20 protein-coding genes and 1 tRNA gene are annotated in these 21,802 nt (G+C 38.3%); 11 read left to right on the plus strand and 10 right to left on the minus strand.

The window, feature by feature from the left end; translation table 11 throughout:
* Positions 1-21 precede the first annotated feature (21 nt).
* From lolB1 to ACIQXP_RS19160, 5 genes are all read right to left on the minus strand, one after another.
* Positions 22-813 (minus strand): lipoprotein insertase outer membrane protein LolB1, encoded by a 792-nt coding sequence (gene lolB1 / locus ACIQXP_RS19140; protein WP_134204664.1) that lies wholly within the window; start codon positions 811-813, stop codon positions 22-24.
* Entirely contained in the window at positions 791-2,488 is a 1,698-nt protein-coding gene (locus tag ACIQXP_RS19145; RefSeq protein ID WP_293743280.1) for a tetratricopeptide repeat protein, read from the minus strand. The genes lolB1 and ACIQXP_RS19145 overlap by 23 nt, the downstream gene beginning before the upstream one ends.
* 71 nt (positions 2,489-2,559) lie before the next feature.
* The gene (dut, locus tag ACIQXP_RS19150; protein WP_387506742.1) at positions 2,560-2,991 is read right to left on the minus strand and encodes a dUTP diphosphatase; all 432 of its coding nucleotides are present in this window, start codon (positions 2,989-2,991) and stop codon (positions 2,560-2,562) included.
* Positions 2,992-3,068: 77 nt separating this feature from the next.
* Positions 3,069-4,550 (minus strand): oligosaccharide flippase family protein, encoded by a 1,482-nt coding sequence (locus ACIQXP_RS19155; protein ID WP_387506739.1) that lies wholly within the window; start codon positions 4,548-4,550, stop codon positions 3,069-3,071.
* A 76-nt stretch (positions 4,551-4,626) separates the two neighbouring features.
* A complete protein-coding gene (locus ACIQXP_RS19160; protein ID WP_090982922.1) occupies positions 4,627-4,899 on the minus strand; it encodes an acylphosphatase in 273 nt (90 codons plus the stop codon).
* 259 nt (positions 4,900-5,158) lie between these two features.
* Here ACIQXP_RS19160 and ACIQXP_RS19165 point away from each other — a divergent pair, with 259 nt between their 5' ends.
* From ACIQXP_RS19165 to ACIQXP_RS19175, 3 genes are all read left to right on the plus strand, one after another.
* Positions 5,159-5,524 carry a hypothetical protein gene (locus ACIQXP_RS19165; protein ID WP_090982920.1) on the plus strand — a complete coding sequence of 122 codons (366 nt, stop codon included), beginning with the start codon at positions 5,159-5,161 and terminating at the stop codon, positions 5,522-5,524.
* 194 nt (positions 5,525-5,718) lie between these two features.
* Entirely contained in the window at positions 5,719-6,639 is a 921-nt protein-coding gene (locus ACIQXP_RS19170; RefSeq protein ID WP_387506736.1) for a LytR/AlgR family response regulator transcription factor, read from the plus strand.
* A gap of 108 nt (positions 6,640-6,747) precedes the next feature.
* Positions 6,748-7,902: an acyltransferase family protein gene (locus tag ACIQXP_RS19175; RefSeq protein WP_387506734.1), complete on the plus strand. Its 1,155-nt coding sequence runs from the start codon at positions 6,748-6,750 to the stop codon at positions 7,900-7,902.
* Between the two features lie 72 nt (positions 7,903-7,974).
* Here ACIQXP_RS19175 and ACIQXP_RS19180 read toward each other — a convergent pair whose 3' ends face one another.
* The 4 genes from ACIQXP_RS19180 to ACIQXP_RS19195 form a co-directional block, all read right to left on the minus strand.
* Complete coding sequence (locus ACIQXP_RS19180) at positions 7,975-8,931, minus strand: NAD(P)H-dependent flavin oxidoreductase (RefSeq protein ID WP_387506732.1); 957 nt, start codon at positions 8,929-8,931, stop codon at positions 7,975-7,977.
* Between the two features lie 48 nt (positions 8,932-8,979).
* Positions 8,980-10,101, minus strand: a complete 1,122-nt coding sequence (locus ACIQXP_RS19185) for a Fic family protein (protein ID WP_387506730.1) — start codon at positions 10,099-10,101, stop codon at positions 8,980-8,982.
* A 207-nt stretch (positions 10,102-10,308) separates the two neighbouring features.
* Positions 10,309-11,475 carry an amidohydrolase family protein gene (locus ACIQXP_RS19190; RefSeq protein ID WP_387506727.1) on the minus strand — a complete coding sequence of 389 codons (1,167 nt, stop codon included), beginning with the start codon at positions 11,473-11,475 and terminating at the stop codon, positions 10,309-10,311.
* Positions 11,476-11,587: 112 nt separating this feature from the next.
* A tRNA-Thr gene (locus tag ACIQXP_RS19195) sits at positions 11,588-11,660 on the minus strand.
* 334 nt (positions 11,661-11,994) lie between these two features.
* On the opposite strand from ACIQXP_RS19195, the gene ACIQXP_RS19200 reads away from it, so the two are divergent.
* The 4 genes from ACIQXP_RS19200 (at position 11,995) to ACIQXP_RS19215 (ending at position 14,489) form a co-directional block, all read left to right on the plus strand.
* A complete protein-coding gene (locus ACIQXP_RS19200; RefSeq protein WP_293743288.1) occupies positions 11,995-12,309 on the plus strand; it encodes a hypothetical protein in 315 nt (104 codons plus the stop codon).
* A gap of 77 nt (positions 12,310-12,386) precedes the next feature.
* Positions 12,387-12,698, plus strand: coding sequence for a hypothetical protein (locus ACIQXP_RS19205; RefSeq protein ID WP_293743289.1), 312 nt, complete (start codon positions 12,387-12,389; stop codon positions 12,696-12,698).
* A gap of 78 nt (positions 12,699-12,776) precedes the next feature.
* Positions 12,777-13,088 carry a hypothetical protein gene (locus ACIQXP_RS19210; protein ID WP_090982910.1) on the plus strand — a complete coding sequence of 104 codons (312 nt, stop codon included), beginning with the start codon at positions 12,777-12,779 and terminating at the stop codon, positions 13,086-13,088.
* Positions 13,089-13,157: 69 nt separating this feature from the next.
* A complete protein-coding gene (locus tag ACIQXP_RS19215; protein WP_293743290.1) occupies positions 13,158-14,489 on the plus strand; it encodes a sigma-54-dependent transcriptional regulator in 1,332 nt (443 codons plus the stop codon).
* On the opposite strand, the gene ACIQXP_RS19220 is transcribed toward ACIQXP_RS19215, so the two are convergent.
* Positions 14,490-16,967, minus strand: a complete 2,478-nt coding sequence (locus ACIQXP_RS19220; RefSeq protein WP_387506723.1) for an ATP-binding protein — start codon at positions 16,965-16,967, stop codon at positions 14,490-14,492.
* A gap of 433 nt (positions 16,968-17,400) precedes the next feature.
* Between ACIQXP_RS19220 and ACIQXP_RS19225 the strand changes: the two genes are divergently transcribed.
* The 4 genes from ACIQXP_RS19225 (at position 17,401) to rlmN (ending at position 20,747) form a co-directional block, all read left to right on the plus strand.
* The gene (locus ACIQXP_RS19225; protein WP_387506720.1) at positions 17,401-17,961 is read left to right on the plus strand and encodes a DinB family protein; all 561 of its coding nucleotides are present in this window, start codon (positions 17,401-17,403) and stop codon (positions 17,959-17,961) included.
* A 118-nt stretch (positions 17,962-18,079) separates the two neighbouring features.
* Positions 18,080-18,541, plus strand: a complete 462-nt coding sequence (locus tag ACIQXP_RS19230; RefSeq protein WP_387506717.1) for an NADPH-dependent FMN reductase — start codon at positions 18,080-18,082, stop codon at positions 18,539-18,541.
* Positions 18,542-18,628: 87 nt separating this feature from the next.
* The gene (gene rluF / locus ACIQXP_RS19235; protein ID WP_387506715.1) at positions 18,629-19,603 is read left to right on the plus strand and encodes a 23S rRNA pseudouridine(2604) synthase RluF; all 975 of its coding nucleotides are present in this window, start codon (positions 18,629-18,631) and stop codon (positions 19,601-19,603) included.
* A gap of 88 nt (positions 19,604-19,691) precedes the next feature.
* Entirely contained in the window at positions 19,692-20,747 is a 1,056-nt protein-coding gene (rlmN, locus tag ACIQXP_RS19240; RefSeq protein ID WP_145858863.1) for a dual-specificity RNA methyltransferase RlmN, read from the plus strand.
* Positions 20,748-21,802 lie beyond the last annotated feature (1,055 nt).

The raw sequence follows: 21,802 nt of genomic DNA on the forward strand, positions 1-21,802 counted from the left end.
TAAAATTAACTGTAATTACTATTATTTTACAACTGTAAACCTCTTTGGTACATTAAACGGAAAATCGACCGGAACATTGCCGTCAATTTTTACATATTGAAGATCGATATTGATGGTTTTCGCTTTAGATAGCGTTTTGATCTTCAGCGCACCAGGAAATAAAAATTCGTTTAATTTTTGATAATCTGAATACGTAACTTTCAATGCCTGCCCATTTTTAGCATCATTTAAATTGGTTTCAGATACTTTGAAAAGTGTATTAAAGAGCAACCTGTAATCTAACTCCGATTTACTTCCGGAAACAACCCAAACCCCGTTCTCCTGTTTAACATCCGATTCCGGAACTAAAAACTCGCCCACGGCATTACCTGTTAAGATGGCCTGAAGGGTGTTAAAATTAACCTGTTTGTTGGTAAAATTGTAAACATAACTGAACGGTTTTTTGAGGTACTCGTTTTTCATCCGGTTCATAATCTTGATGCTATCAGGCGTAATTAACGCTCTTGCCACCTCTGCCATTCCACCCAATGCCGTAATGCTTACCCAAATGGTCTCCTTATCTTTCATTTTGAAATTCATGGTTACATCATTCGCATTACCGGCAATATCCAAAGTTGCTTTTGCTTTAAGTGATAGCGTATTAAATTTAAGCTGTTTGCTATTCAACAGGGTTAAGGCTTCTGCTTTGGTATTATCTGTTTTGGTTTCCGTTTTGGTAGGAGGAGCCACTACAATTTCTTTTTTAGGTTTACATGCTGAAACAAAGATTACCGCTCCTAATAGGAATACACTATTTAAAATATTTTTTTTCATTGATCTTCTTAATTAATACTTCTGATCCGTTTCCGGCCTCTTTTGCTTTTTGCCATTGGATTAATGCAGCATCTTTTTCCCCTTTCATAAAAAGTATATCTCCATATCGCTCCAGGTAAACACCGTTTTTACTGCTATTGTTTTGTAAAGCCTTTTCAATCCATATCTTCGCCAGATCGTATTTTTGCTGTTTAAACAGAATGAAGGCATAAGTATCTGCAACAGAAGAATTATTCGGCATGGCATGTGCAGCTGTTTCAGCATATTTAGCCGCCTTTGTCAACTCATCATTTCTCAATGCCAGATAATAGGCATAATTATTCATGATCAGATAATTATCTGGCTCTGTTGCAATCGCTTTTTCAAAAGCCGTTTTAGCCTGTGCAAAATTATTCTGGTTGAGGTAAACATCGCCCTGAAGTGCATAAATCTGCGCCTGGAGGCTTTTGTTCTCTACATCCAATTGTGACGAGGTTTTTAAATTGCTTTGGGCAGCTTCATATTTACCGGTTTTAAAAGCTGCATAAGCCATATAATAATATAAACTGGCCTGGTTAGGATAAATGCTTAAAGCCTCTTCGCCAACTTTTAGGGCTTCATCGTAATGTCCAAGCAACGTTTGGATATTAATCACCTGTTCCCATACGATGTAAATCTGTTCGTTAAGTTTCAACGCAGCCTGATATTGTAGCAATGCCTCCTTCAAGTTATTCTGCTGATAGAGTACATCGCCGTAAAGGGCCAATGCTTTGGCTTCCGTAGGGTTTTTCTCTGCAACCAGCTTACTCAGTTCAGCTGCATTTTTAGCCACAATAGGCTGGTTTAGTTTAGGGAAAAGTGCGGCAATGATCTTTACCTTTTCTGCAAGCGGCATTTCATTGCTTTGAAAAGCCAGTTTTAAGGATGAAAAGGCTGCTTCATCATTTTTTTGCTTACGGTAGATATCGGCCAAAGCCAGGTTTACTTCAAAATTATTCGGTTCAAGTTGCTGTGCTCTGGTTAATACCTTTAAGGCTTCCGGGTCGTTCCCTTTTTGTAAAAGCAAACCTGCAGCGTATAAATAGTTCTTTACATCCGCCTGGTTACCTTCCAACAACTTCACAATATCACTTTCTGTGGCATTGCCGTTAGATTGCAGGCGCTTTCTGGCATTTGCCAGATCTCTTGAATTACCAAATTTACCCTCAATTTCTTCATAGGTCTTTTTGGCGGAATCCAGCTGATTGGCCAAAAACTGTGCATTGGCCTTATCAAAATAATAGGCATCGTTTTCAGGATCGAGACGGATGAGTTGGTTAAATACCCCGATCAGTTCGGGCATATTATTGCTGCGTTTATACACCTCTCCCAACAAACGCCAGTACCATAAATTTCCGTCATTTATTTTAATGGCCTGTTTAATATGCTGTTCAGCTTCCAAAAGCTTATCTAAACGCAGGTCTGCGTTGGCCAGTTCGAAATAAGCAGCATGGTTATTAGGATCTAACCCGACGATTTTATTGAAATTGGTAGCGGCCTGAACATAATTTTCAGACATTTTCTCCCGAAGACCTGCAAAGAACAATTGCTTTACCATATTGCTGTCGCGACTGGCACCTGGTACAGCCGTCCCTTGCCCAAAAGCCTGAAAGCTAAAAAAAGCAATCCCGATAAGAAAATGCACTTTATACTTCATATTATCCAAAAATTAACCCCTAACTCCCCCTCAGAACTTCTGACTGACAGCTCCCAACTGAGAACTCCCAACTATCTCCCCGTATGCCCGTAACCACCTTCGCCGCGAGCCGTTTCGCCCAATGCTGTAACCGGCTGCCAGCTCACCGTTTCGTGTTTGGCCACTACCATTTGTGCAATCCTGTCGCCATTAACGATCTTAAAATCAGTATCTGATAAATTTACCAATAAAACTTTTATTTCGCCACGATAATCGGCATCTATTGTACCGGGTGAATTTACAATACTGATGCCATATTTGTAAGCCAGGCCACTTCTCGGTCTGATCTGTGCTTCGTAACCAACCGGCAGCTCGATAAACAGGCCTGTTGGTACCAGCAACCGTTGTAAAGGTTTTAAAATAATGTCTTCGGTTATTGCCGCTCTTAAATCCATTCCTGCCGCATGCGCAGTTTCATATTGTGGAAGCGGATGCCCGGATGTATTGATGATTTTTATTTCCATTTTTTCTGAGATATGAGATTGGAGATGCCAGATTTTAGACAAAACCAGAAGCCTTAAAGCCTAAACCTTTTCCTCGTTTACCTTTTTAGTATTTTCATTAAATCATTCTTTTCAAAATAGGCAATACCAGCAACAAAAGCGATCAACATGGCATTGCCGATATAAATGTTCCGGTTAAAGATAAAAAATGAAGAGAATACAATTATTGTTGAAATAATTAAATATGCTGAAATCTTTTTGAGGTTATAAGGGATGGGATAATACTTCTGTCCGAGAACATAAGATAAAACCATCATTACAAAATAAGCCAGCATACTTACCCATGCAGACCCCATATAACTAAACCGTGGAATGAGAACAATATTAAGCACGATTGTAATGATTGCTCCGGCGACAGAAATATATAGCCCGAAACGGGTTTGATCAGATAGTCGGTACCAGATAGAAAGATTCATATAAATACCCAGGCAAACGTATCCCAATAACAAACACGGTACCGCCGGTAAACCTACCCAATATTCTTGTTTACGAATGAAAAATTTAAGTAGTTCGATGTTGGCCATTATGGCAACAAAAAGAATAGATAGGGCAATTACAAAATATTTCAAAATCGTAGCATAGGTATTTCTTGCGTTTTTCTCTTTTGCATGGCTAAAGAAAAATGGTTCGGCACCCAGTCTGAAAGCTGTGATAAAAATACTTAAGAATATTGCTATTTTACATACTGCACCATAAATACCAACCTCTCCATCTGCTATTTCAGGCGGCAATAGCTTTTTAAGCACTATCTTATCTAAATTCTCGTTTACGATAAATGAAAGATTTGCTACTAAGATTGGCCAGCTGTAAGAAAACATATTTCTAAAAAGCTGACTATCGAAACGTAATTGTAATTTCATAAATTCCGGCAGCAAATAAATCAGGGTAGCAACAGAGGCGATAAGGTTAGCTACGAAAACATAACCGATCCATTGGTTCCTGTACCATGAAGTGAACCATTCTGCACCTACCCAGTTGTGTTTTATGATGGCAGGAATGAGGTAAATAAATACGAGGTTAAAACCAACAAAGCAGCCAATATTTAAAAATTTGGCAACACTGTATTTAAATGGCCGACCATCTGCGCGCAATTTCGCAAAGGGGATTACGCAAATAGCATCAATAAAAAGTATCCATAAAAAGAAACTTACATACTGTTTATAATCAGCAATTTCAGATGCTTTTGTTGCCAGGTAACCTGCAATCGAAGAGGAAAAAATTAAGCCTGTAACTAAGAAAAGTGTCGAAATAAACGCAATGCAAAGAAATGAATTGTTATATACCTGTTGCTTTTTATCTTCAAACTTATTTAAATACCTAAAATAGGTACTTTCCATACCAAAGGCCAAAACTGCATTAATCAACGATGCATTGGCGTACATATTAGTGAAAATGCCATAAACACCTTTTTGATAAACACCGGTATAGATAGGTGTGAGAATGAAATTGAACAGCCTGGAAAAAACGGTACTGATACCGTAAACCATGGTTTGTCCAAGAAATTTTTTATATACAGACATTTAGTATCGAGATAGAGGTATCAGGTATCAAGATTATTCACAGATAGCGATATTGCTACTTGATACAAAATACCTGTTACTTTTTAAAGACTTCAAAATTACGATAGTTTTTTACTTCGCCATTGCTTACCTCTACATTTTCAACACGCGATCGGTCAGGACCTTCATGGCACCAGTTCACAAATTCTTCCAGAAAAATATCTTCGCCTTCCGCTTCGATATAAACCGATCCGTCTTTTTCGTTCCTTACAAAACCATTTACCATCATCTGGTTGGCAATCATTTTAGTGGTTTCTCTAAAACCAACGCCCTGCACTTTACCTGTTACTTTTATATTGAGGTGTTTCATTTAATGTCGTAAAGTTGAATATCGCTGTAAAGGTAAATGAATTATCACAATTCTTCAGCACCTGTTACCGAAGGTATATAACTGATTAACGATAATCTTCAGGCTGAACTATGATAAAAGTATTAAACAATTAAAACCACAACAAAAAACGGTTATGATCCATTAAACAAAACTATAATTAGACTGGTTATCATTAGCACTAATTTTTCGGGAATAGCTTAACATTTAGGTAATTTGGGTTTTAAAAACGGAGACAATAATGAGTGTACATATCGGATTGATGATCTGGAAGGAAATGAAAACCAAAGAGATTCCCATTTCCATATTTGCAAAAAAGTTGGGCATTAGCAAAATCAAGGCGCAGGAAATTATTAACAGTCCTACCTTAGATGTTTCTCTACTTGCCAATGTGAGTGAAGTACTCGGCTACAATTTTTTTAGTTATTACGAAAAAGGCAAGGCATTTTCCGAGTTCAGTAAAAAGGAAACACAGGCATCAGCAGAAGAAATCAAAAGATTAAAAAGCCTGCTCAGTGAGAAGAACAAAACGATCGAACTTAAAGATAAAATCATCCAAAACCTTTCGCATACTGTTTCTCTGCTTGAAAAAGTCCAGTACCGTTAATTTGGAAAGTGGAAAGTTATTATTTTGGAAAGTCGTTCAAATGACTCATGAAAACACCAATCATTAATTTCCCCTAAAATAGAGATTTACATTTAGGAGATAAAAACCTTCCATCAATTTAAGCTTTATCCATCCTCAAATCTAACTTACATAAAATTCTATAAATTTGTTGAGTCTGAAAACGGACTTTAACAATGAAGATTTATTTCAACAGAAAACACTTATTTAAAGAAATTGATTACCCAGATCGTTACCGCAAGAAAAATCTTTTTAAAACCGTTTCCATCATTTTTGGTGTTATTCTCGGATTTCTAATCCTCCTGAAGCCTTTTGAAGTTAATACATCGCAACAGAAAGTTAATTATTTTTTCATATGCTGTCTCCATGCCTTGTTACCTGCAGTAATCCTATATTTTTATTTTACCGCATTAAATTATTTACGGGCAAAACATTCTGAAAACAAAAGCTGGTCTTTGTCGTCAGAATACGCGCATGTTGGCATTTCACTTCTTTTCACAGGTATAGTTAGCTTCCTGATCCGCGATTTCATTTATTTCAATCAAAATAATTGGTCATGGCACTATCTATGGGAAGAAGTGAGAAACTGTTTTGTAGCTGGTATGCTTTTGTATTTTTTGATGAGGATGGCGATGTTCTATTTTGAATCAAAAAAAGATACTTCCTTAATTTTCCAGTTTACTCCAATCAATCTTCAATCAGAAAATAATACCGGAAACAAATTAATTCATATCAAAACCCAAGTTAAGCAAGACGATTTCACTTTAACTTTAAACGATTTACTTTTTGCCAAAGCAGACGGAAATTACATTGAGATAGCAACCTGTAACAATAACCAGCTAAATCTGGAGCTAAAAAGAATATCGCTAACACAATTTGAATCACAGCTACTTTCAGATCGTAATTTTTTCCGTTGCCATAGGGCATTTTTGGTAAATATGCATGCCATAAAAAACGTAACCGGAAACTCGCAGGGCTATATACTTTCATTTGATCACACAGTTGATCAGGTACCCGTTTCAAGGGCACAGCTTGTTGCATTCAATGCGCTTTATCAAGAACTCCTCCTCACCCAAAGTTCATCACCTAGTTATTGATCACAAAGATTTGTTGCTGGTAACATTGGCAATAAACAACCGGATTTCCATTTTATGTTTGCGGCAGTATCGGTTTAATCAAGCCTAACAATTAAAAACGTATCTGCCATGTCATCCAAAATATCACTTCAACAAATTACTCCAAACAAAGCCAATAAACTATTTTATATTGATAATCTTAAGATCCTTCTAACAATGTTAGTTGTACTACATCATACTATTATTGTGTATTGCGCTCCAGGTGGATGGTACTATACCGAAAAAACAACCCAAATGGCCGCCATTATACCATCAACAATTTTTGTAAGCTTAAACCAATCGTTTTTTATGGGCTTTTTTTTCCTCTTGGCAGGATACTTTACTGCACCATCTTATGATAGAAAAGGCAGCTGGCAATTTTTAGGAGATCGCCTCATCAGGCTTGGTATCCCACTGCTATTTTACTCCTTCGTTTTATCACCATTAATAAGCTATCTCGTTTATTATTTTGCGGAAGGCCGCCACGTTAGCTATCTACAATATCTTTCAGGTTACCGCACCTGGATTAATTTTGGCGTACTGTGGTTTGTTGCAGCACTGCTATTATTCACGCTATTATACGTTGTAGCAAAATCATTGATTACCATCAAATTTAAAAATCCTATTTCAGTACCTGGTACTGGCATCATTTTGCTATTTGCTGTTTTCCTGGGGGTGCTCACCTTTTTGGTGAGGATCGCATTTCCGGTGGGTTGGGTGCTTAAACCGTTTGGTTTTCAGTTAGGTCACTTTCCACAATATATCGTTATGTTTATTATAGGTTTAGTGGCTTATAAGAATCAATGGTTTGATGGCTTATCATTAAAACTTGGTAAAAGCCTCAGGCGGGTTGCCTGGTTAGGTCTAATATTCTTTCCTTTGTTCTTTCTGATCAAGGCTAAGCTTAATATCCCAATTGAATGGTATTCGGGTGGTTTTCACTGGCAATCTCTATTATATGCCGTTTGGGAACAATGCATAGGAATTTCAATTCTCACTGCATTATTAAGCGTGGGCAGAAATTCGTGGAATAGATCATCGCCATTTCTGAATAAACTATCTAGATGTACTTTTGCCACTTATATTTTCCATCCATTGGTCATTACAGGCGTTTCGCTTATTTTTAAATACTGGTTGGCAGATCCGGCAATCAAATTTTTAGTACTTGCTCCATTTGTAGTGATGGGAAGTTTCTTATTGGGCTCCATTGTGCTGATGATTCCAAGCGTGAAAAGAATTATCTGATAGATTGAAATGGAGAACTGGGGTTATCGAAAATACGAAAGTAAATTCCGCGTCTCTTATATACACGTCGATCTAACTATCCAATTCGTTTTGTAATTGTGCAAACTGCGCTAATTTATTTTTAAATTCCTGCCATATCTCCTCAAGGATAACTCGCGCAGGTTTGATACTTTTCAGCATTGCCGAAACCTGCCCGATTTCGAGTTCTCCATTTTCTATATCACCTTCAAACATCCCCAGTTTTGCCCTGGCGTGCCCCAAAAGTTCAGCCAGTTCTTTCGGGCTTGCACCTGTAGCTTCAGCATGGACAATAGTATCTGCAAATTCATTCTTCAATAACCTTACCGGAACCAGTTTTTTCATCGCTAGCTTAGTATCGCCTTCATTGGCAGCAATAATTTTATATTTAAACGCTTCGTGGGCAGACGATTCTTCGGCTACTGCAAAAGCCGAACCGATCTGAACGGCATCAGCACCCAACGCGAACGCTGCCAACATGGCCTTTCCACTTCCAATGCCACCGGCAGCGATTACAGGAATATCAACCACCTCTTTAATCATCGGGATTAAACACATGGTAGTGGTTTCTTCTCTCCCGTTATGCCCTCCGGCTTCAAAACCTTCGGCAACAATGGCATCAACACCAGCTTCCTGTGCTTTTATCGCAAATTTTGTATTCGCAATCACATGAACAACAGTAACACCCCTTTCTTTTAAAAAACTGGTCCATGTTGCTGGATTACCAGCAGAAGAAAATACAATTTTCACCTGCTCTTCAATTACAACATCTATAATTTGCTGAATATTAGGGTAAAGCAATGGAATATTAACGCCAAAAGGCTGATGAGTGGCTAATTTGCATTTTTGAATATGTGATCTTAAAACTTCAGGATACATCGAACCTGCTCCAATGATGCCCAGGCCTCCTGCATTAGAAACTGCTGAAGCCAGTCTCCAGCCACTGCACCAAACCATGCCGGCCTGGACAATGGGATATTTAATATTGAAAAGTTTACAGATTGTATTCATGAGGCAAATTTACTTTACAAAATGATAGGGCAAATTATTGAAATCACTTTATTCTGAAAGAATTCTATATAATTCTAAATTAAGGAAATAATGTCCTTTACCTACACTTCTTTTTTCAAGAATTCCCATCTCCGTTAGCTGATCCAAATATTTTCTTGCGGTATTTTCTGCGTAAATGCCTGCATTAACTAAATGCTGAACCCTGGTAAAAGGCTGAGTAAATATTGAATTTATTAATGAATCCGGTCGCTGAATACCTGTATTCACCAAAACCGACTCTGTAATTGCTTCCTTAGCAGTAATAATATCGTTGATCTTATCATACGTTATATTTGCCGTTAATTCAATTGCTTTAAGCATATAAAGTAACCAGTTTTTCCAACTTCCACGCTGAGTAATACCAGCAAGACCTGCATAATACTCTTCTTTATTTTGCATAATATATTTACTCAGAAAAAGTATAGGATAGTCGAGTAGTCCTTTTTTTGTTAAATAATTTATATTAAAAATCCTTCCAGTTCTACCATTACCATCCCTAAATGGATGTATAGCTTCGAACTGATAATGTGCTATGGCCATCTTAAGCAATGGATCCAATGGATAACTAACCTCATCATTAAGAAATTTGATTAAATTATCCATTTTGGCTTCAATTATTCCTGCGCCTCTTGGCGGAGTATAAAATACTTTTCCAGCATTAGGCCCGCTTCCACCTTCTTTAATTACAATCTGAGCCACCGGAGGCCGAATACCATCATTGAATTGGCTAACAATACGATACATCTTCACAAAATATCCTATATCTATAGCCTTATGTTCTTGAAGATATTGATGGCCCTTCCACAATGCTTCTCTATAGTACAGAATTTCTTTAGCAGGACTACTTACCTGTCCAACATTTTCTTCACTATATGCCTTATAAAGCTCATCATCAGTAGTGAAAATATTTTCAATTGCGCTTGATGCTTTGGCCTCTTGCAAACTTATCGAATTAATAAGCAGTCCTTGATTTGGAATCGCAATACTTCTACCCTGCAAACGTGCCAGGGCGGCTTTGCTTTCTCCAAGTTGCAACAGAATATCAATATCAAGATAGATATTTGGATCAATTGGGAGCTCAGGAAGGGTGTTCCATGGTTTCGTACGATCCGGATTTATCACAATTGCCATGTTCAAATATAATTTTTTAACATTAAAAAATCGCATTTTTAATGCGAATAAGCAAAATCGCATTAAATAAATTGAAATCATACCCTTATACATTAAAAACACTAATTTTTAATGTATAAGGTCTAAGTGACATTAAAAATTATGACCAAATAAAATGACTCTTCAAAACAAGCGATTTTTAAGGTGATTAAAGAATGAGTATTTTCTTTAAATCAGCCGCTGTACCTTATCGCTTTCAATTTTAAAATTGGCAGAAAGCTGAATTAAATTTACTCCTGGCTTTTTACCAACATCTAGTGTACCCATTTGCTGATCAAGCTCCAAAAATTCTGCTCCGTTTATGGTTGCCCAGCTCAACAGTTTTTCAAAAGGAACCTGCTTACGTTGCTGTAAAGTGAGCATTTCTGATAATATATTCAGTTGATGGTTACTCGCTAAACTATCTGTTCCCAACGTGATTTTTAAATTTTCATCCATTAACAGGTCAACATCGGGTAAAGCATTTTCGATGTATAAGTTAGCCTGAGGACAAAGACACCAATATAAATTGGGATTGCTTTGTTTAGCAAATTCAATATCTGCTCTATTCGTAACCGTATTATGTACGAGTAAAGTTTTTTGTTTTTTGATATAAGGCAGCCAGGTTTTTAACGAGGTTTTATTTTTTGGATCAAAAAAAGAAAGATCCATTCCTAAAAACTTATAAAGCTTTAAAAAACCACCGGTTTTACTTTCAAAAAAAGCATTTTCATCAACAGTTTCCTGGTTATGTACACTAATAAATGTATTTGATTTTTCGGCTTCTTGTCTAATCAATTCAAATAGTTCAGGCGAAACGGTGTAAGGCGCGTGCGGAACTATGGTTGTGGGGAGAGGTTCAAAATCACGCTTAATTTCCCTCAAATGATCAATTATAGCACCTGCACGTTCCGGGTTAAAACCTAGGGCTTCTATAAAAGTATGATAATAAACCTTACTGCTTTCTTTTACCTTTTTAGAGGAAATCTGGTTGGAAATATCTCCAACAGCAACAATTCCATTATCGAACATTTGTTTATCGGCTTTTTGCATCGCCAGATCAATCTGGTCAGGTTCGCTTTGCCTCCTTTTAATAACATGCTGTACAAATTCTACCAAACCTGTTTGCTCAGGAATTTGATCCAACATGTGCGATAACTCCAAATGACAATGCGTATTAACAAAGCCCGGAACAATTGCGCCTTTATATTTAATGAAATCCAAATCAAGGTTCACCCAATCTTCTTCGGCTAAAACCTCTTTTATTTCGCCATCAGGATTTACGGCTACTAATCCGTTTTTAATTGGCGGGGAAGAAACAGGAAAGACCCAATCAGCTGAAAAGTATTTTAACATACGGCAAATTAATGGAATAATCGGAGCAAATAAAATATTTCCCTGGTTTGCGTTATTTTGGTAATGACTAAGTTTTGAAATTGCTTCCCTAAGGATGAGAATAAGAAAAAAGAGCCTCCTATCGGAATCGAACCAATGACCTACTGATTACAAGTCAGTTGCTCTACCAGCTGAGCTAAGGAGGCTTTAATCGGGCTGCAATGATAGAAAAAAATCTTCATTTTTAAAAATTGAAAATTATTTTTTCTACTATAGGTAGCGAATAGCTTCTGGTTATCCTGAATATTTATTTATAAATACCATTTGGTTAGTAGTGCATGTTTAAACCAGCATGCCGTCAGCAACAAGCACTAAACTTGTAGTGCTTCACCTCAAAGTGTAGACAAACTCCACAGCCTTAAAAGTTTGGCATAAAAATAATTATCTAAAAACCAATCACTTAACTAAATTAATCCATTTGGCATCATTATGAAACATAAGCAAGTATTGTTACACAAATTAAATTTAAAAATATATACTATGAAAAAGTTCGTTTTAGCAGCTACAGTATTAGCATTAGCAGGATTCTCAACAGTAAAAGCAAGTGAAGTAAAAGATTTTAAAACTACTGCAATTGTTACAGTTCAAGATAGCGCAGTAAAAACTCCGGTTAAACTGGAAGAGCTTCCTGAGCCGGTAACCACCGCATTAAAATCTGATGCTTACAAAGGATGGACCGCTACTGAAGCCTGGTCGGTAAAAGAAGGTACAAAAGAGTATTATTTAATTAATGTTAAAAAAGAAGCCGAAACCGGTTCTGTTAAAATTGACAAAGACGGTAAACCCGTTCAATAGATAATATAAGTTAGCGCTCCGGAATTAACAAGTATTTAACGTAACGATAGTTACAAACCATATTTAAACATCATATCATGAAAAAGATCATTTTAGCCGCCACCTTAGCATTTGCAGGATTCACAGCAGTACAGGCAAATGAAGTAAATACCATTAAAAACGCTGCAATTGTTGCAGTTCAGGATAGTGCAGTGAAAACTCCGGTTAAACTGGAAGAACTGCCTGAGCCGGTAACCACTGCTTTGAAATCTGATGCTTATAAAGGATGGACCGCTACCGAAGCATGGTCAGTTAAAGAAGGTACCAAAGAGTACTATTTAATTAACGTAAAAAAAGAAGCAGAAACCGGATCCGTTAAAATCGATAAAGACGGTAAACCTGTTCAATAAATAAAAACAGTTAGCGCTCTGTAATTAACAAGTATTTAACGTAACGATAGTTACAAAACATATTTAAAACATCATATTATGAAAAAGATCATTTTAGCCGCTACTTTAGCATTCGCAGGATTCACAGCAGTACAGGCAAGTGAAGTAAATACCATCAAAAACGCTGCAATTGTTGCAGTTCAGGATAGCGCAGTGAAAACTCCGGTAAAACTGGAAGAACTTCCTGAGCCGGTAACCACCGCATTAAAATCTGATGCTTACAAAGGATGGACCGCTACCGAAGCGTGGTCGGTAAAAGAAGGCACGAAAGAATACTATTTAATCAATGTTAAAAAAGAAGCCGAAACTGGTTCTGTTAAGATTGATAAAGATGGCAAGCCCGTACAATAAAACCCAAATAATTACATCTACCTATGATAAGAAAGCCAGATTATGTCTGGCTTTTCTTATTTTTGTTACATGGCGAGAATCCTGATTTTAGAAGACGATACCACATTTGCCCAAATACTTGATGGTTTTTTAACAAAAAATGGTCACGAGATTACCCTCGTAACACAAGTAAAGCAATCATTTAAGCAAGTTGAAACCAATGCATTCGATTTACTTTTAATCGATTACCGCCTACCGGATGGAACCGGATTTGAAGTGCTTACCCATCTTCGTGATTTGGGGCTTTCCATTCCGGTCATCATCATGACCAGCTTTAACGATGTTCGTACTGCAGTCAAATCAATTCAATTGGGTGCATTTGATTACATCACCAAGCCGGTTAATCCAGATGAGCTTTTAATGGTGATCAAAAGTTCTCTAAGCAAAAAGGACTTAAAAAGTGTTGAACCAAAAGAGGTAAACAGCGATTTTATTAAGGGCAAAAGTGCCATTGCCGATAAACTCTATGAGCATATTAATTTGGTCGCGCCTACAGACATGTCGGTAATCATACAGGGCGAAAGCGGCACAGGGAAAGAATTTGCAGCCAGAACCCTGCATCAGCAGAGTAAACGTGCCAACCAACCGTTTGTTGCTATCGATTGTGGTGCATTATCCAAAGATTTAGCCGCCAGTGAATTATTCGGACATGTTAAAGGGGCATTTACAGGGGCGCTAAATGATAAAAAAGGCCAGTTTGAGGCTGCCGATGGAGGAACTTTATTTTTAGATGAAGTGGGCAACCTAAGCTATGAGGTGCAGATTAAGTTGCTCAGGGCTTTACAGGAAAGGGTGATACAGCCTTTGGGCAGTACCAAACAGATTCCCGTTAATGTGCGTATCATCACGGCTACCAATGATGACCTGGCCAATAGCATGCAACAGGGAGAATTCAGAGAAGATCTGTACCATCGTTTAAATGAATTTAAAATCCAGCTTCCGCCTTTACGCGAAAGGGGCGGGGATTTAGAATTATTTATCAACCACTTTATCACTTTATCCAACCGCAATTTAGGTCGTAATGTGAAAAGTATCTCTCCTGAAGCGAAAGCATTATTGTTGAGTTATGACTGGCCGGGAAATCTCCGCGAGCTTAGTAATGTGATCAAACGAATGGTTTTATTGAGCCAGGGCGATGTTGCACAGATTAATGCATTACCCGATGAAATGATGGTTTCTGTCCATCAGCAATCAGCTCCGGGCAATTCATCCGATCTGAAAGCTGTTAACGAACAAAATGAAAAAGCATTGATTACCGAAACACTGATCAAAGTAAGATATAACAAATCGAAAGCTGCAAAAATCTTAAATATCGACCGCAAAACGTTGTATGCTAAAATGGAACGCTACGGTATAGAATAACTATTCTACAGTAACATAGTCGATTTTTTCTATAAAGGCAATCAAACTATCCAATGCGCTGAGCTGTAGTAACAGCTCAGATTTAATATTTTCGGTTAAGCCATTTTCCACTATTTCCATTTCCAGGGTTCTAAAAGCATTGGCCAATGTCTTCGAGCCCATCTGGGCCACGCGTCCCGCAAGCCGGTGAACCAATAACCTGCTCCTGTCCTGATCGTTTTCATCCAGGTATTTTTTTAGTTCGGTTGAATCATCAATCGAATCTTGCCTGAAGCGGGTAAGGATTTTTTCCAACAATTCCTGATCACCAAAAGTCATTTTCTCGATTGAGGAAAAGTCAAATTCAGGTTGATTGGCCAATATCTCTGTTCTATCAAAGATGGACAAGATATCAACAGCCCTAAACGGTTTCATAATTAATCCGTCAAAACCCTCACTCAAAACCATTTCGCGCTCTTCAGGTAAAACCTGTGCGGTAATGGCATAAAATTTAACATTTTGCGGCAGTTTCTTTTTCAATAAGTGACAGAGTTCAAAACCCGTCATTTCAGGCATGCGCATATCTATCAAAACATACTTCAAATCCGCATCAGGCTCGGTATGAAGAATGTCTGCCACGTGTGTAAAACTCCTGTAAGGCACTTTATTTCTCTGAAAAATCATCCCGCATAAATCGAGAATCAGTTTATCATCGTCGATTACCCAAACCCTTCCCGGATTTACTATGGCATAATGCGTTAAGTCTAAGGCATCATTTACACGCTCTGTGGTATTTTCATATTTGATGTAAATATTAAATATGGTACCCATGCCCGGTTTACTTTTCACATAAATTCTTCCTCCCTGCGCTTCAATCAAAGATTTAACAATAGGCAGGCCCAAACCGGTACCTGCAGGATTAATCAAATATTTTTCAGGAGATTCGATCTGCTCAAATTCATTAAATATCTTCGGAATATCTTTTTCCTCAAAACCGATTCCTGTATCCTTTACTGTAAAATGGAAATGCAGATCATTTCCCTGCTTTTTGTAAGATACAGCCAGCTCAATTTCACCTTTCAAAGTAAATTTTACTGCATTACCCAATAGGTTAAATAAAATTTGCTTTAGCCTGAAAACATCTCCCTTTACAAACTCCAGACCGGCAAGATCAAATGCCGTATCTAACCGGAGCAACTTCTGTTCTGCCAATGGCCGCATTACCGAAACCACTTCGTCCAAAGCTTTTTTGATATTAAATACCTGGTTGTTGAAGCTAAACTCACCCGACGTAATCCTGTTATAATCCAAAACCTCGTTAACAATCTGAAGTAGGTGGATGGAAGATTGATAAATGGCATCAACATCCTTCTTATTAGGTGTATCCTGCTGGGTAATCAGTTCGGCATAACCTAAAATAGACTGTAAAGGCGTTCTGATCTCATGGCTCATATTTGACAGGAACCGTTGCTTCGCTTTACCATGGTATTCAGCCTCGTCTTTAGCCAGTTCCAATTCTTTTCTATATCTGTTACTTTTTGTAATGTCGGCCATAATTAAATACAGCAGAATAACCGTTAACAGAAAAAAGATAATGATAATGGTGGTAATCTGGGTAATCCCATCATTAACCACTTCTTTAGCCTGGATACCATTTAAATCGACCTGAGCTACAGCCTGCCCTTCAACTTCTCTTAAAATCTGTAGTATCTTCGCGGTTAAAGCATTGCTTGCACTTGACAAATCGGCTTCCCGCTTTAAAAATTTCTGGCTTTTCTGACGTTGTTCCAGTTCGATATTTTTTAACGAACCCGTCATGCTTTTCATGATACTATCTTCAGCCTTTGCATTTAAAGTATCACGCTTAACTTTAAATTCCTCATTAATAATTTTATAAACATCAGATTTTTTCTTGCCAAAAAGTTTGCTCAGGAAACCCCTCGATTTTTGTTCTTCTTCAGGTGCAACCGTAGTCGTTGATGTGGTCGTTTCGGTGGTTAATACCGCACTGTCAGCTTGCCTGCTACGTGTAGCCACCAGTTCATTCAATTTCCTGACCTCCTCCGAAAAAGATTTGGTATTCACCAGTGTTTCCCTCACCTTAAGGTAGTTCACAAATTGTTTATCCCGTTCTGACAATAAAATTTTAATCGATTTTATCCTTGCCAACTGTGCAGAATCACCTCGGTATAATTTACGCAGGGTATCTAAACCCGATCTTAACCTCCGAGATTCTTTAAGAAAACTATAGGTGCCCTGTTTGTTAAAGGCCTCATCACGCTGCAACTGATCTAACCTGGCTATCCTATGCGATAGGTCGTTAACAATCCTCAACCGGTCGTTTGGTGCAGAAATTTCTTCAACGGTATCCAGCATCCGCGTAAAGGCAAATTTACTGATACCCCATGCCAAAAGCAGCGCAAAACAGGCGAACAAAAAACCTATGATCACTTTACTTTTGATTGCCCGGAAGAATCTTTTCTGAATAACAGCCGCCATTGATTTTGATTGTTTAGATTATCCATTATGATAACGGTTTAACCTAAATATTTGATATGGATTTATATTTACAAATAACGTACCACAAGAAAAATTGATTGAAGAACTTTAAATTAATCGCCTCCAAAAAACAAACCATGAAGCGTATCGACCATCTTTCTGAATGTTAACCCTGCTTTATCCAGAAAATACATTACGGTAGAAAAAATTGAAGAAAGGTTCGATATGAGCGTACGTAACGGTTATCAGATACCAGAGCATGAATACCGGGATCATCCGTCTTAGGAATTTAGGCATCCCTTTCAAAAAACACATCACAGGTCACTAATTGAGCACGCGCGCCTAATCCCGTAAATTATTAAAACATTTTTTCCAGACTGCCATATAGTTGTCAGTGACCGGCGTTTTCTTTGTTTAAACAAACATCAAAATCATGAGCATCGCTGATTTACTACTTATGGAATTACACGCAGCAGAAAAAACACAACACAAAAACATGGAAATTATTAATTTATTATTGAAAGAATTAGAAGCCGAATTTAATATCACAAAAAAATTCCTCGCGATTGTTCCGGCAGAAAAATTTGACTGGGCTCCACACGAAAACAGCATGAAATTGAAATCATTAGCGGTTCATATTGCTGATCTGCCGAGCTGGGTTTCTTTAGCCTTAACTACCGATGGACTGGATTTCGAAACAGCACCATATGTAGAAAAACCTATAGAAAATGTTGGTGATCTGGTAAAAATTCTGGAAGAAAATTATAACGAAGGGAAAACAGAATTGAAAAAAGCAACAGAAGAGGATTTGAATGGACCTTGGATATTAAGGACGGGCAAACAAGTTTTGGCTGATTATTCTAAATATGAAACCATCCGCCACTCCCTTAGCCAAACTACTCATCACAGGGCACAGCTGGGCGTTTATTTAAGATTACTGGATATTCCTATCCCAGGCAGTTATGGCCCAAGTGCGGATGATCAAAGCTTTTGAGTTTTGATTATTTCGGAATAGGCTGTCGAAACCTGACACGTTTCGATGGCCATGTTGAAATGACTGCCGAATTACAAGGCCATATTGCTATTCTATTTCCACTTTGTTATATTTAGTCATGAAAAAAATATTGGCCATTTCAGGAAGCACCAAAACTTCATCCACCAATGGGCTTTATATTTCGGCCATTAGCCAGCTTCTAGGAAAAAAATTTGAGGTCTGTATCTTCCCAACTATTGCAGATGTTCCACATTTCAACCCAGATCTAGATTTAGCAGATCCACCAAAGATTGTTAATGACCTTCGTAAAACCATCCAGGAAGCAGACGGCATCATCATTTCTACACCTGAATACGCCATGGGTTTACCAGGATCGCTTAAAAACCTGCTCGATTGGACGGTAAGCTCAGCATCATTTTCAGGGAAACCTGTTTTTGCACTCGTAGCTTCTACACAGGGTGAAAAAGCCTATCAATCCGTAATAGATATTTTAACGGTACTTGAGGCCAATATCTCTTCAAAGCTTATTCCCTTTGCAAAAGCAAAGATTAATCCTGATGCAGAAATTATAGATCAGTAAACATTAACCGGACTTAAATCTACTGTTAAAGCATTTGTTGCCGCAGTTGAGAATGGATAACACGATTTATTTCCGTAAAATTGCAGTATGAACAATAATCCTGCCACCCGTTTAAATAAATTCATTAGTGAAAGTGGATTATGTTCACGCCGTGAAGCAGACCGATATATTGAAAAGGGAACGGTTTTCATCAACGGAAAAAGAGCCAAGATAGGCGATCAGGTTTTTGCAGGAGATAAAGTGATGGTTAACGGCCATCATATCGAACCCAAAGAAGAAAGTAATTTTATCCTGCTTGCTTTCAATAAGCCTGTTGGCATTACCAGTACCACCGAAGGCACCGTACGTGATAATATTGTAGATTATATTAATTACAGTGAAAGAATATTTCCCATCGGCCGGTTAGACAAAGATTCATCTGGCCTGATCTTCCTCACCAACAATGGTGATATCGTTAATAAAATCCTGCGTGCAGGGAACAAGCACGAGAAGGAATACGTAGTCACTGTTAATAAACCCATTACCGAAGATTTTATCTTTGAAATGAGTAACGGTGTCCCCATCCTAGGCGTAAATACCCGTAAATGCAAAGTAAGACAGCTCAGTACCTTTGTTTTCAATATCATTTTAATTCAAGGTTTAAACCGGCAGATTAGAAGGATGTGCGAGCATTTTGGCTACGAAGTAACCAAACTGGAGCGCACACGCATCATGAATATCAGCCTTAAAGGTATTCCAACAGGAGAGTTTAGGGAGCTTACTGATGAAGAAATGAAGGCCATTACCAAAAGTGTAGAAAATTCGTCGTCAGAAGCCAGGGCTAAAACAAAAAGCACCGTCCGGAAAAAGGCAAACGTGTGGGAGGAAATTCCGGAACTTAAAGAAGAACCGCCCAAAAAGGTATTCAGACCTAAACCATCTAACCAAAAATCATCGGCTAAGAAAGCAGCTGGTCATTCAGGTACAAAACCTGCTGGCAAAAGTAATAGCGGTAACAGGAATTCGAAACCCACAAAAGGTAAACCTTCAGGTAAGTCAAACACAAGAGGTAGAGGAAGATAGCTAAAAATTTGTAAAATTTAACTTGATTGATCTACCTTATACCTTCCGCCTTTTAACCTTCTACCTTTTTTAAGTACCTTTGCAACAAATGGTAACAGCAAAAAAAACCGATATCCGTGCGTTAGATCTGCCACAATTGCAACAACATCTTACTGCAATGCAACAGCCTGCTTTTAGGGCAAAGCAAATTTACCAGTGGCTTTGGGAAAAATCGGCAACGAGTTTTGAACAGATGAGTAATCTGTCCAAAGACCTTCGTAAAGCATTGGACGAAACTTTTGCCATTAATGCCGTTCAGGTTAACAACTCACAGTTCAGTAACGACCATACCATCAAAAATACGTTTAAGTTAGCAGATGGCAATATCGTAGAGGGTGTTTTAATTCCGCTGGAAGATCGCATGACTGCTTGTGTAAGTTCGCAGGTAGGCTGCAGCCTAACCTGTAAATTTTGTGCAACCGGTTATATGGAACGTAAGCGTAATTTAAATGCCGACGAGATTTATGACCAGGTAGTATTGATTGATAAACAAGCCAGGCAGAATTATAACAATCCCCTTACCAATATTGTGTACATGGGCATGGGAGAACCGCTGTTAAATTATGCCAATGTACTAAAGTCTATCGAACGCATTACAGCACCCGACGGACTAAACATGAGTTACAAACGGATTACAGTTTCTACTGCCGGCATTGCCAAGATGATCAAAAAATTAGGAGATGATGGCGCAAAATTCAACCTTGCCTTGTCGCTACATGCCGCTGATGATAAAAAGCGTAATGAGATTATGCCCATAAATGAGGCCAACTCATTAAAATCACTTGCCGAGGCCTTAAAATATTATTTTGCCAAAACCAAAAATCCGGTAACCTACGAGTACATCGTTTTTAATCATTTTAACGATGAAATTTCTGATGCGATGGATTTGGCTAAATTCTGTAAACATATCCCCTGTAAAGTAAACCTGATTGAATATAATCCAATATCTTTTGCTGATTTCACCAACGCTGAAGGCGATAAGATTGATGCTTTTTCTAATTATTTAAAAAGCCAGGGGATTAATACCAACATCCGCCGTAGCCGAGGTAAAGATATCGATGCTGCCTGTGGGCAATTGGCGGTTAAGGAAGAAGCGAAGGCCTAAGCGAGGTAATACCATATTTGCAATAAATCGCTTTCATTTTTGAGCGCAGTTTACTGTGCGTCCCGCTCTCTTTTTGATGGGAAAGATGGAAGATGTAAACGGATGATGGAATGGTCTCTGCGGAGATCAGCGTTTTCTGCGGGAGCACGACCTTAACTTTTCTCAACTACTTAATAATGGGTTAAATACCTCTTGGTCTTGGAGCGCAGTGTCCCGTGCGTTTGGGATAGGTTCCGTCCTGCTGTCCGCTTTATCCTTTTGGAAACATCATTTTTTAAACAATTTTGCTTAGCCAAAAGGGATGCCGCTTCCATCAGGGCTATTTAAGCTGGGGCATTCGATGGAAGATGTAGAACGGATGATGGAATGGTCTCTGCGGAGATCAGCGTTTTCTGCGGGAGTACAACCTTAACTTTTCTCAACTTCTTAATGGTTTAAATACCTCTTGGTCCTGGAGCGCAGTGTCCCGTGCGTTTGGGCCGGGTTCCGTCCTGCTGTACGCTCTATCCTTTTGGAAATCTTATTTTTTAAATAATTTTTCTTAGCCAAAAGGGATGCCGCTCCCATCAGGGCTATTTAACCCAGGATATAAGGGAAGATGTAAAATGGATGATGGGATGTTCTTTGCGGAGATCAGCGTTTTCTGAGGGAGTACAACCTTAACTTTTCTCAATTCCTAAATGGTTTAAATACCTCTTGGTCCTGGAGCGCAGTGTCCCGTGCGCTTGGGCCGGGTCCCGTCCTGCTGTGCGCTTTATCCTTTTGGAAACATCATTTTTAAACAATTTTTCTAAGCCAAAAGGGATGCCGCTACCATCAGGGCTATTTAACCCGGGACAGAAAATAGAAGATGTAAAATGGAAGATGTAAAACGGATGATAGAATGCTTTCAGCGGAGATCGGTGTAATCTGCGGGGCACACAGCTTAGTGACCTAACCTTAATGCCGGGAAACCGCGCGATGCACTTTGCGCTGTGCCCATTGCCCGTAAAACAAGAAAGCCCTTCAACATTACTGCTGAAGGGCTTCTCTTTAAGATCTGGCACCGACCTACT

Source organism: Pedobacter suwonensis (assembly GCF_044762335.1).
Lineage (GTDB): Bacteria > Bacteroidota > Bacteroidia > Sphingobacteriales > Sphingobacteriaceae > Pedobacter.

Bases quoted from the DNA above. Each gene is read 5' to 3' on its own strand.
- ACIQXP_RS19180 (WP_387506732.1), bottom strand. From the start codon at position 8,931: ATGAATACAATCTGTAAACTTTTCAATATTAAATATCCCATTGTCCAG.
- ACIQXP_RS19170 (WP_387506736.1), top strand. From the start codon at position 5,719: ATGAAGATTTATTTCAACAGAAAACACTTATTTAAAGAAATTGATTAC.
- ACIQXP_RS19230 (WP_387506717.1), top strand. From the start codon at position 18,080: ATGAAAAAAATATTGGCCATTTCAGGAAGCACCAAAACTTCATCCACC.
- ACIQXP_RS19155 (WP_387506739.1), bottom strand. From the start codon at position 4,550: ATGTCTGTATATAAAAAATTTCTTGGACAAACCATGGTTTACGGTATC.
- ACIQXP_RS19185 (WP_387506730.1), bottom strand. From the start codon at position 10,101: ATGGCAATTGTGATAAATCCGGATCGTACGAAACCATGGAACACCCTT.
- ACIQXP_RS19190 (WP_387506727.1), bottom strand. From the start codon at position 11,475: ATGTTAAAATACTTTTCAGCTGATTGGGTCTTTCCTGTTTCTTCCCCG.
- rluF (WP_387506715.1), top strand. From the start codon at position 18,629: ATGAACAATAATCCTGCCACCCGTTTAAATAAATTCATTAGTGAAAGT.
- ACIQXP_RS19210 (WP_090982910.1), top strand. From the start codon at position 12,777: ATGAAAAAGATCATTTTAGCCGCTACTTTAGCATTCGCAGGATTCACA.
- ACIQXP_RS19160 (WP_090982922.1), bottom strand. From the start codon at position 4,899: ATGAAACACCTCAATATAAAAGTAACAGGTAAAGTGCAGGGCGTTGGT.
- ACIQXP_RS19200 (WP_293743288.1), top strand. From the start codon at position 11,995: ATGAAAAAGTTCGTTTTAGCAGCTACAGTATTAGCATTAGCAGGATTC.
- ACIQXP_RS19205 (WP_293743289.1), top strand. From the start codon at position 12,387: ATGAAAAAGATCATTTTAGCCGCCACCTTAGCATTTGCAGGATTCACA.
- ACIQXP_RS19215 (WP_293743290.1), top strand. From the start codon at position 13,158: ATGGCGAGAATCCTGATTTTAGAAGACGATACCACATTTGCCCAAATA.
- ACIQXP_RS19165 (WP_090982920.1), top strand. From the start codon at position 5,159: ATGAGTGTACATATCGGATTGATGATCTGGAAGGAAATGAAAACCAAA.
- ACIQXP_RS19145 (WP_293743280.1), bottom strand. From the start codon at position 2,488: ATGAAGTATAAAGTGCATTTTCTTATCGGGATTGCTTTTTTTAGCTTT.
- lolB1 (WP_134204664.1), bottom strand. From the start codon at position 813: ATGAAAAAAAATATTTTAAATAGTGTATTCCTATTAGGAGCGGTAATC.
- dut (WP_387506742.1), bottom strand. From the start codon at position 2,991: ATGGAAATAAAAATCATCAATACATCCGGGCATCCGCTTCCACAATAT.
- ACIQXP_RS19220 (WP_387506723.1), bottom strand. From the start codon at position 16,967: ATGGCGGCTGTTATTCAGAAAAGATTCTTCCGGGCAATCAAAAGTAAA.
- rlmN (WP_145858863.1), top strand. From the start codon at position 19,692: ATGGTAACAGCAAAAAAAACCGATATCCGTGCGTTAGATCTGCCACAA.
- ACIQXP_RS19225 (WP_387506720.1), top strand. From the start codon at position 17,401: ATGAGCATCGCTGATTTACTACTTATGGAATTACACGCAGCAGAAAAA.
- ACIQXP_RS19175 (WP_387506734.1), top strand. From the start codon at position 6,748: ATGTCATCCAAAATATCACTTCAACAAATTACTCCAAACAAAGCCAAT.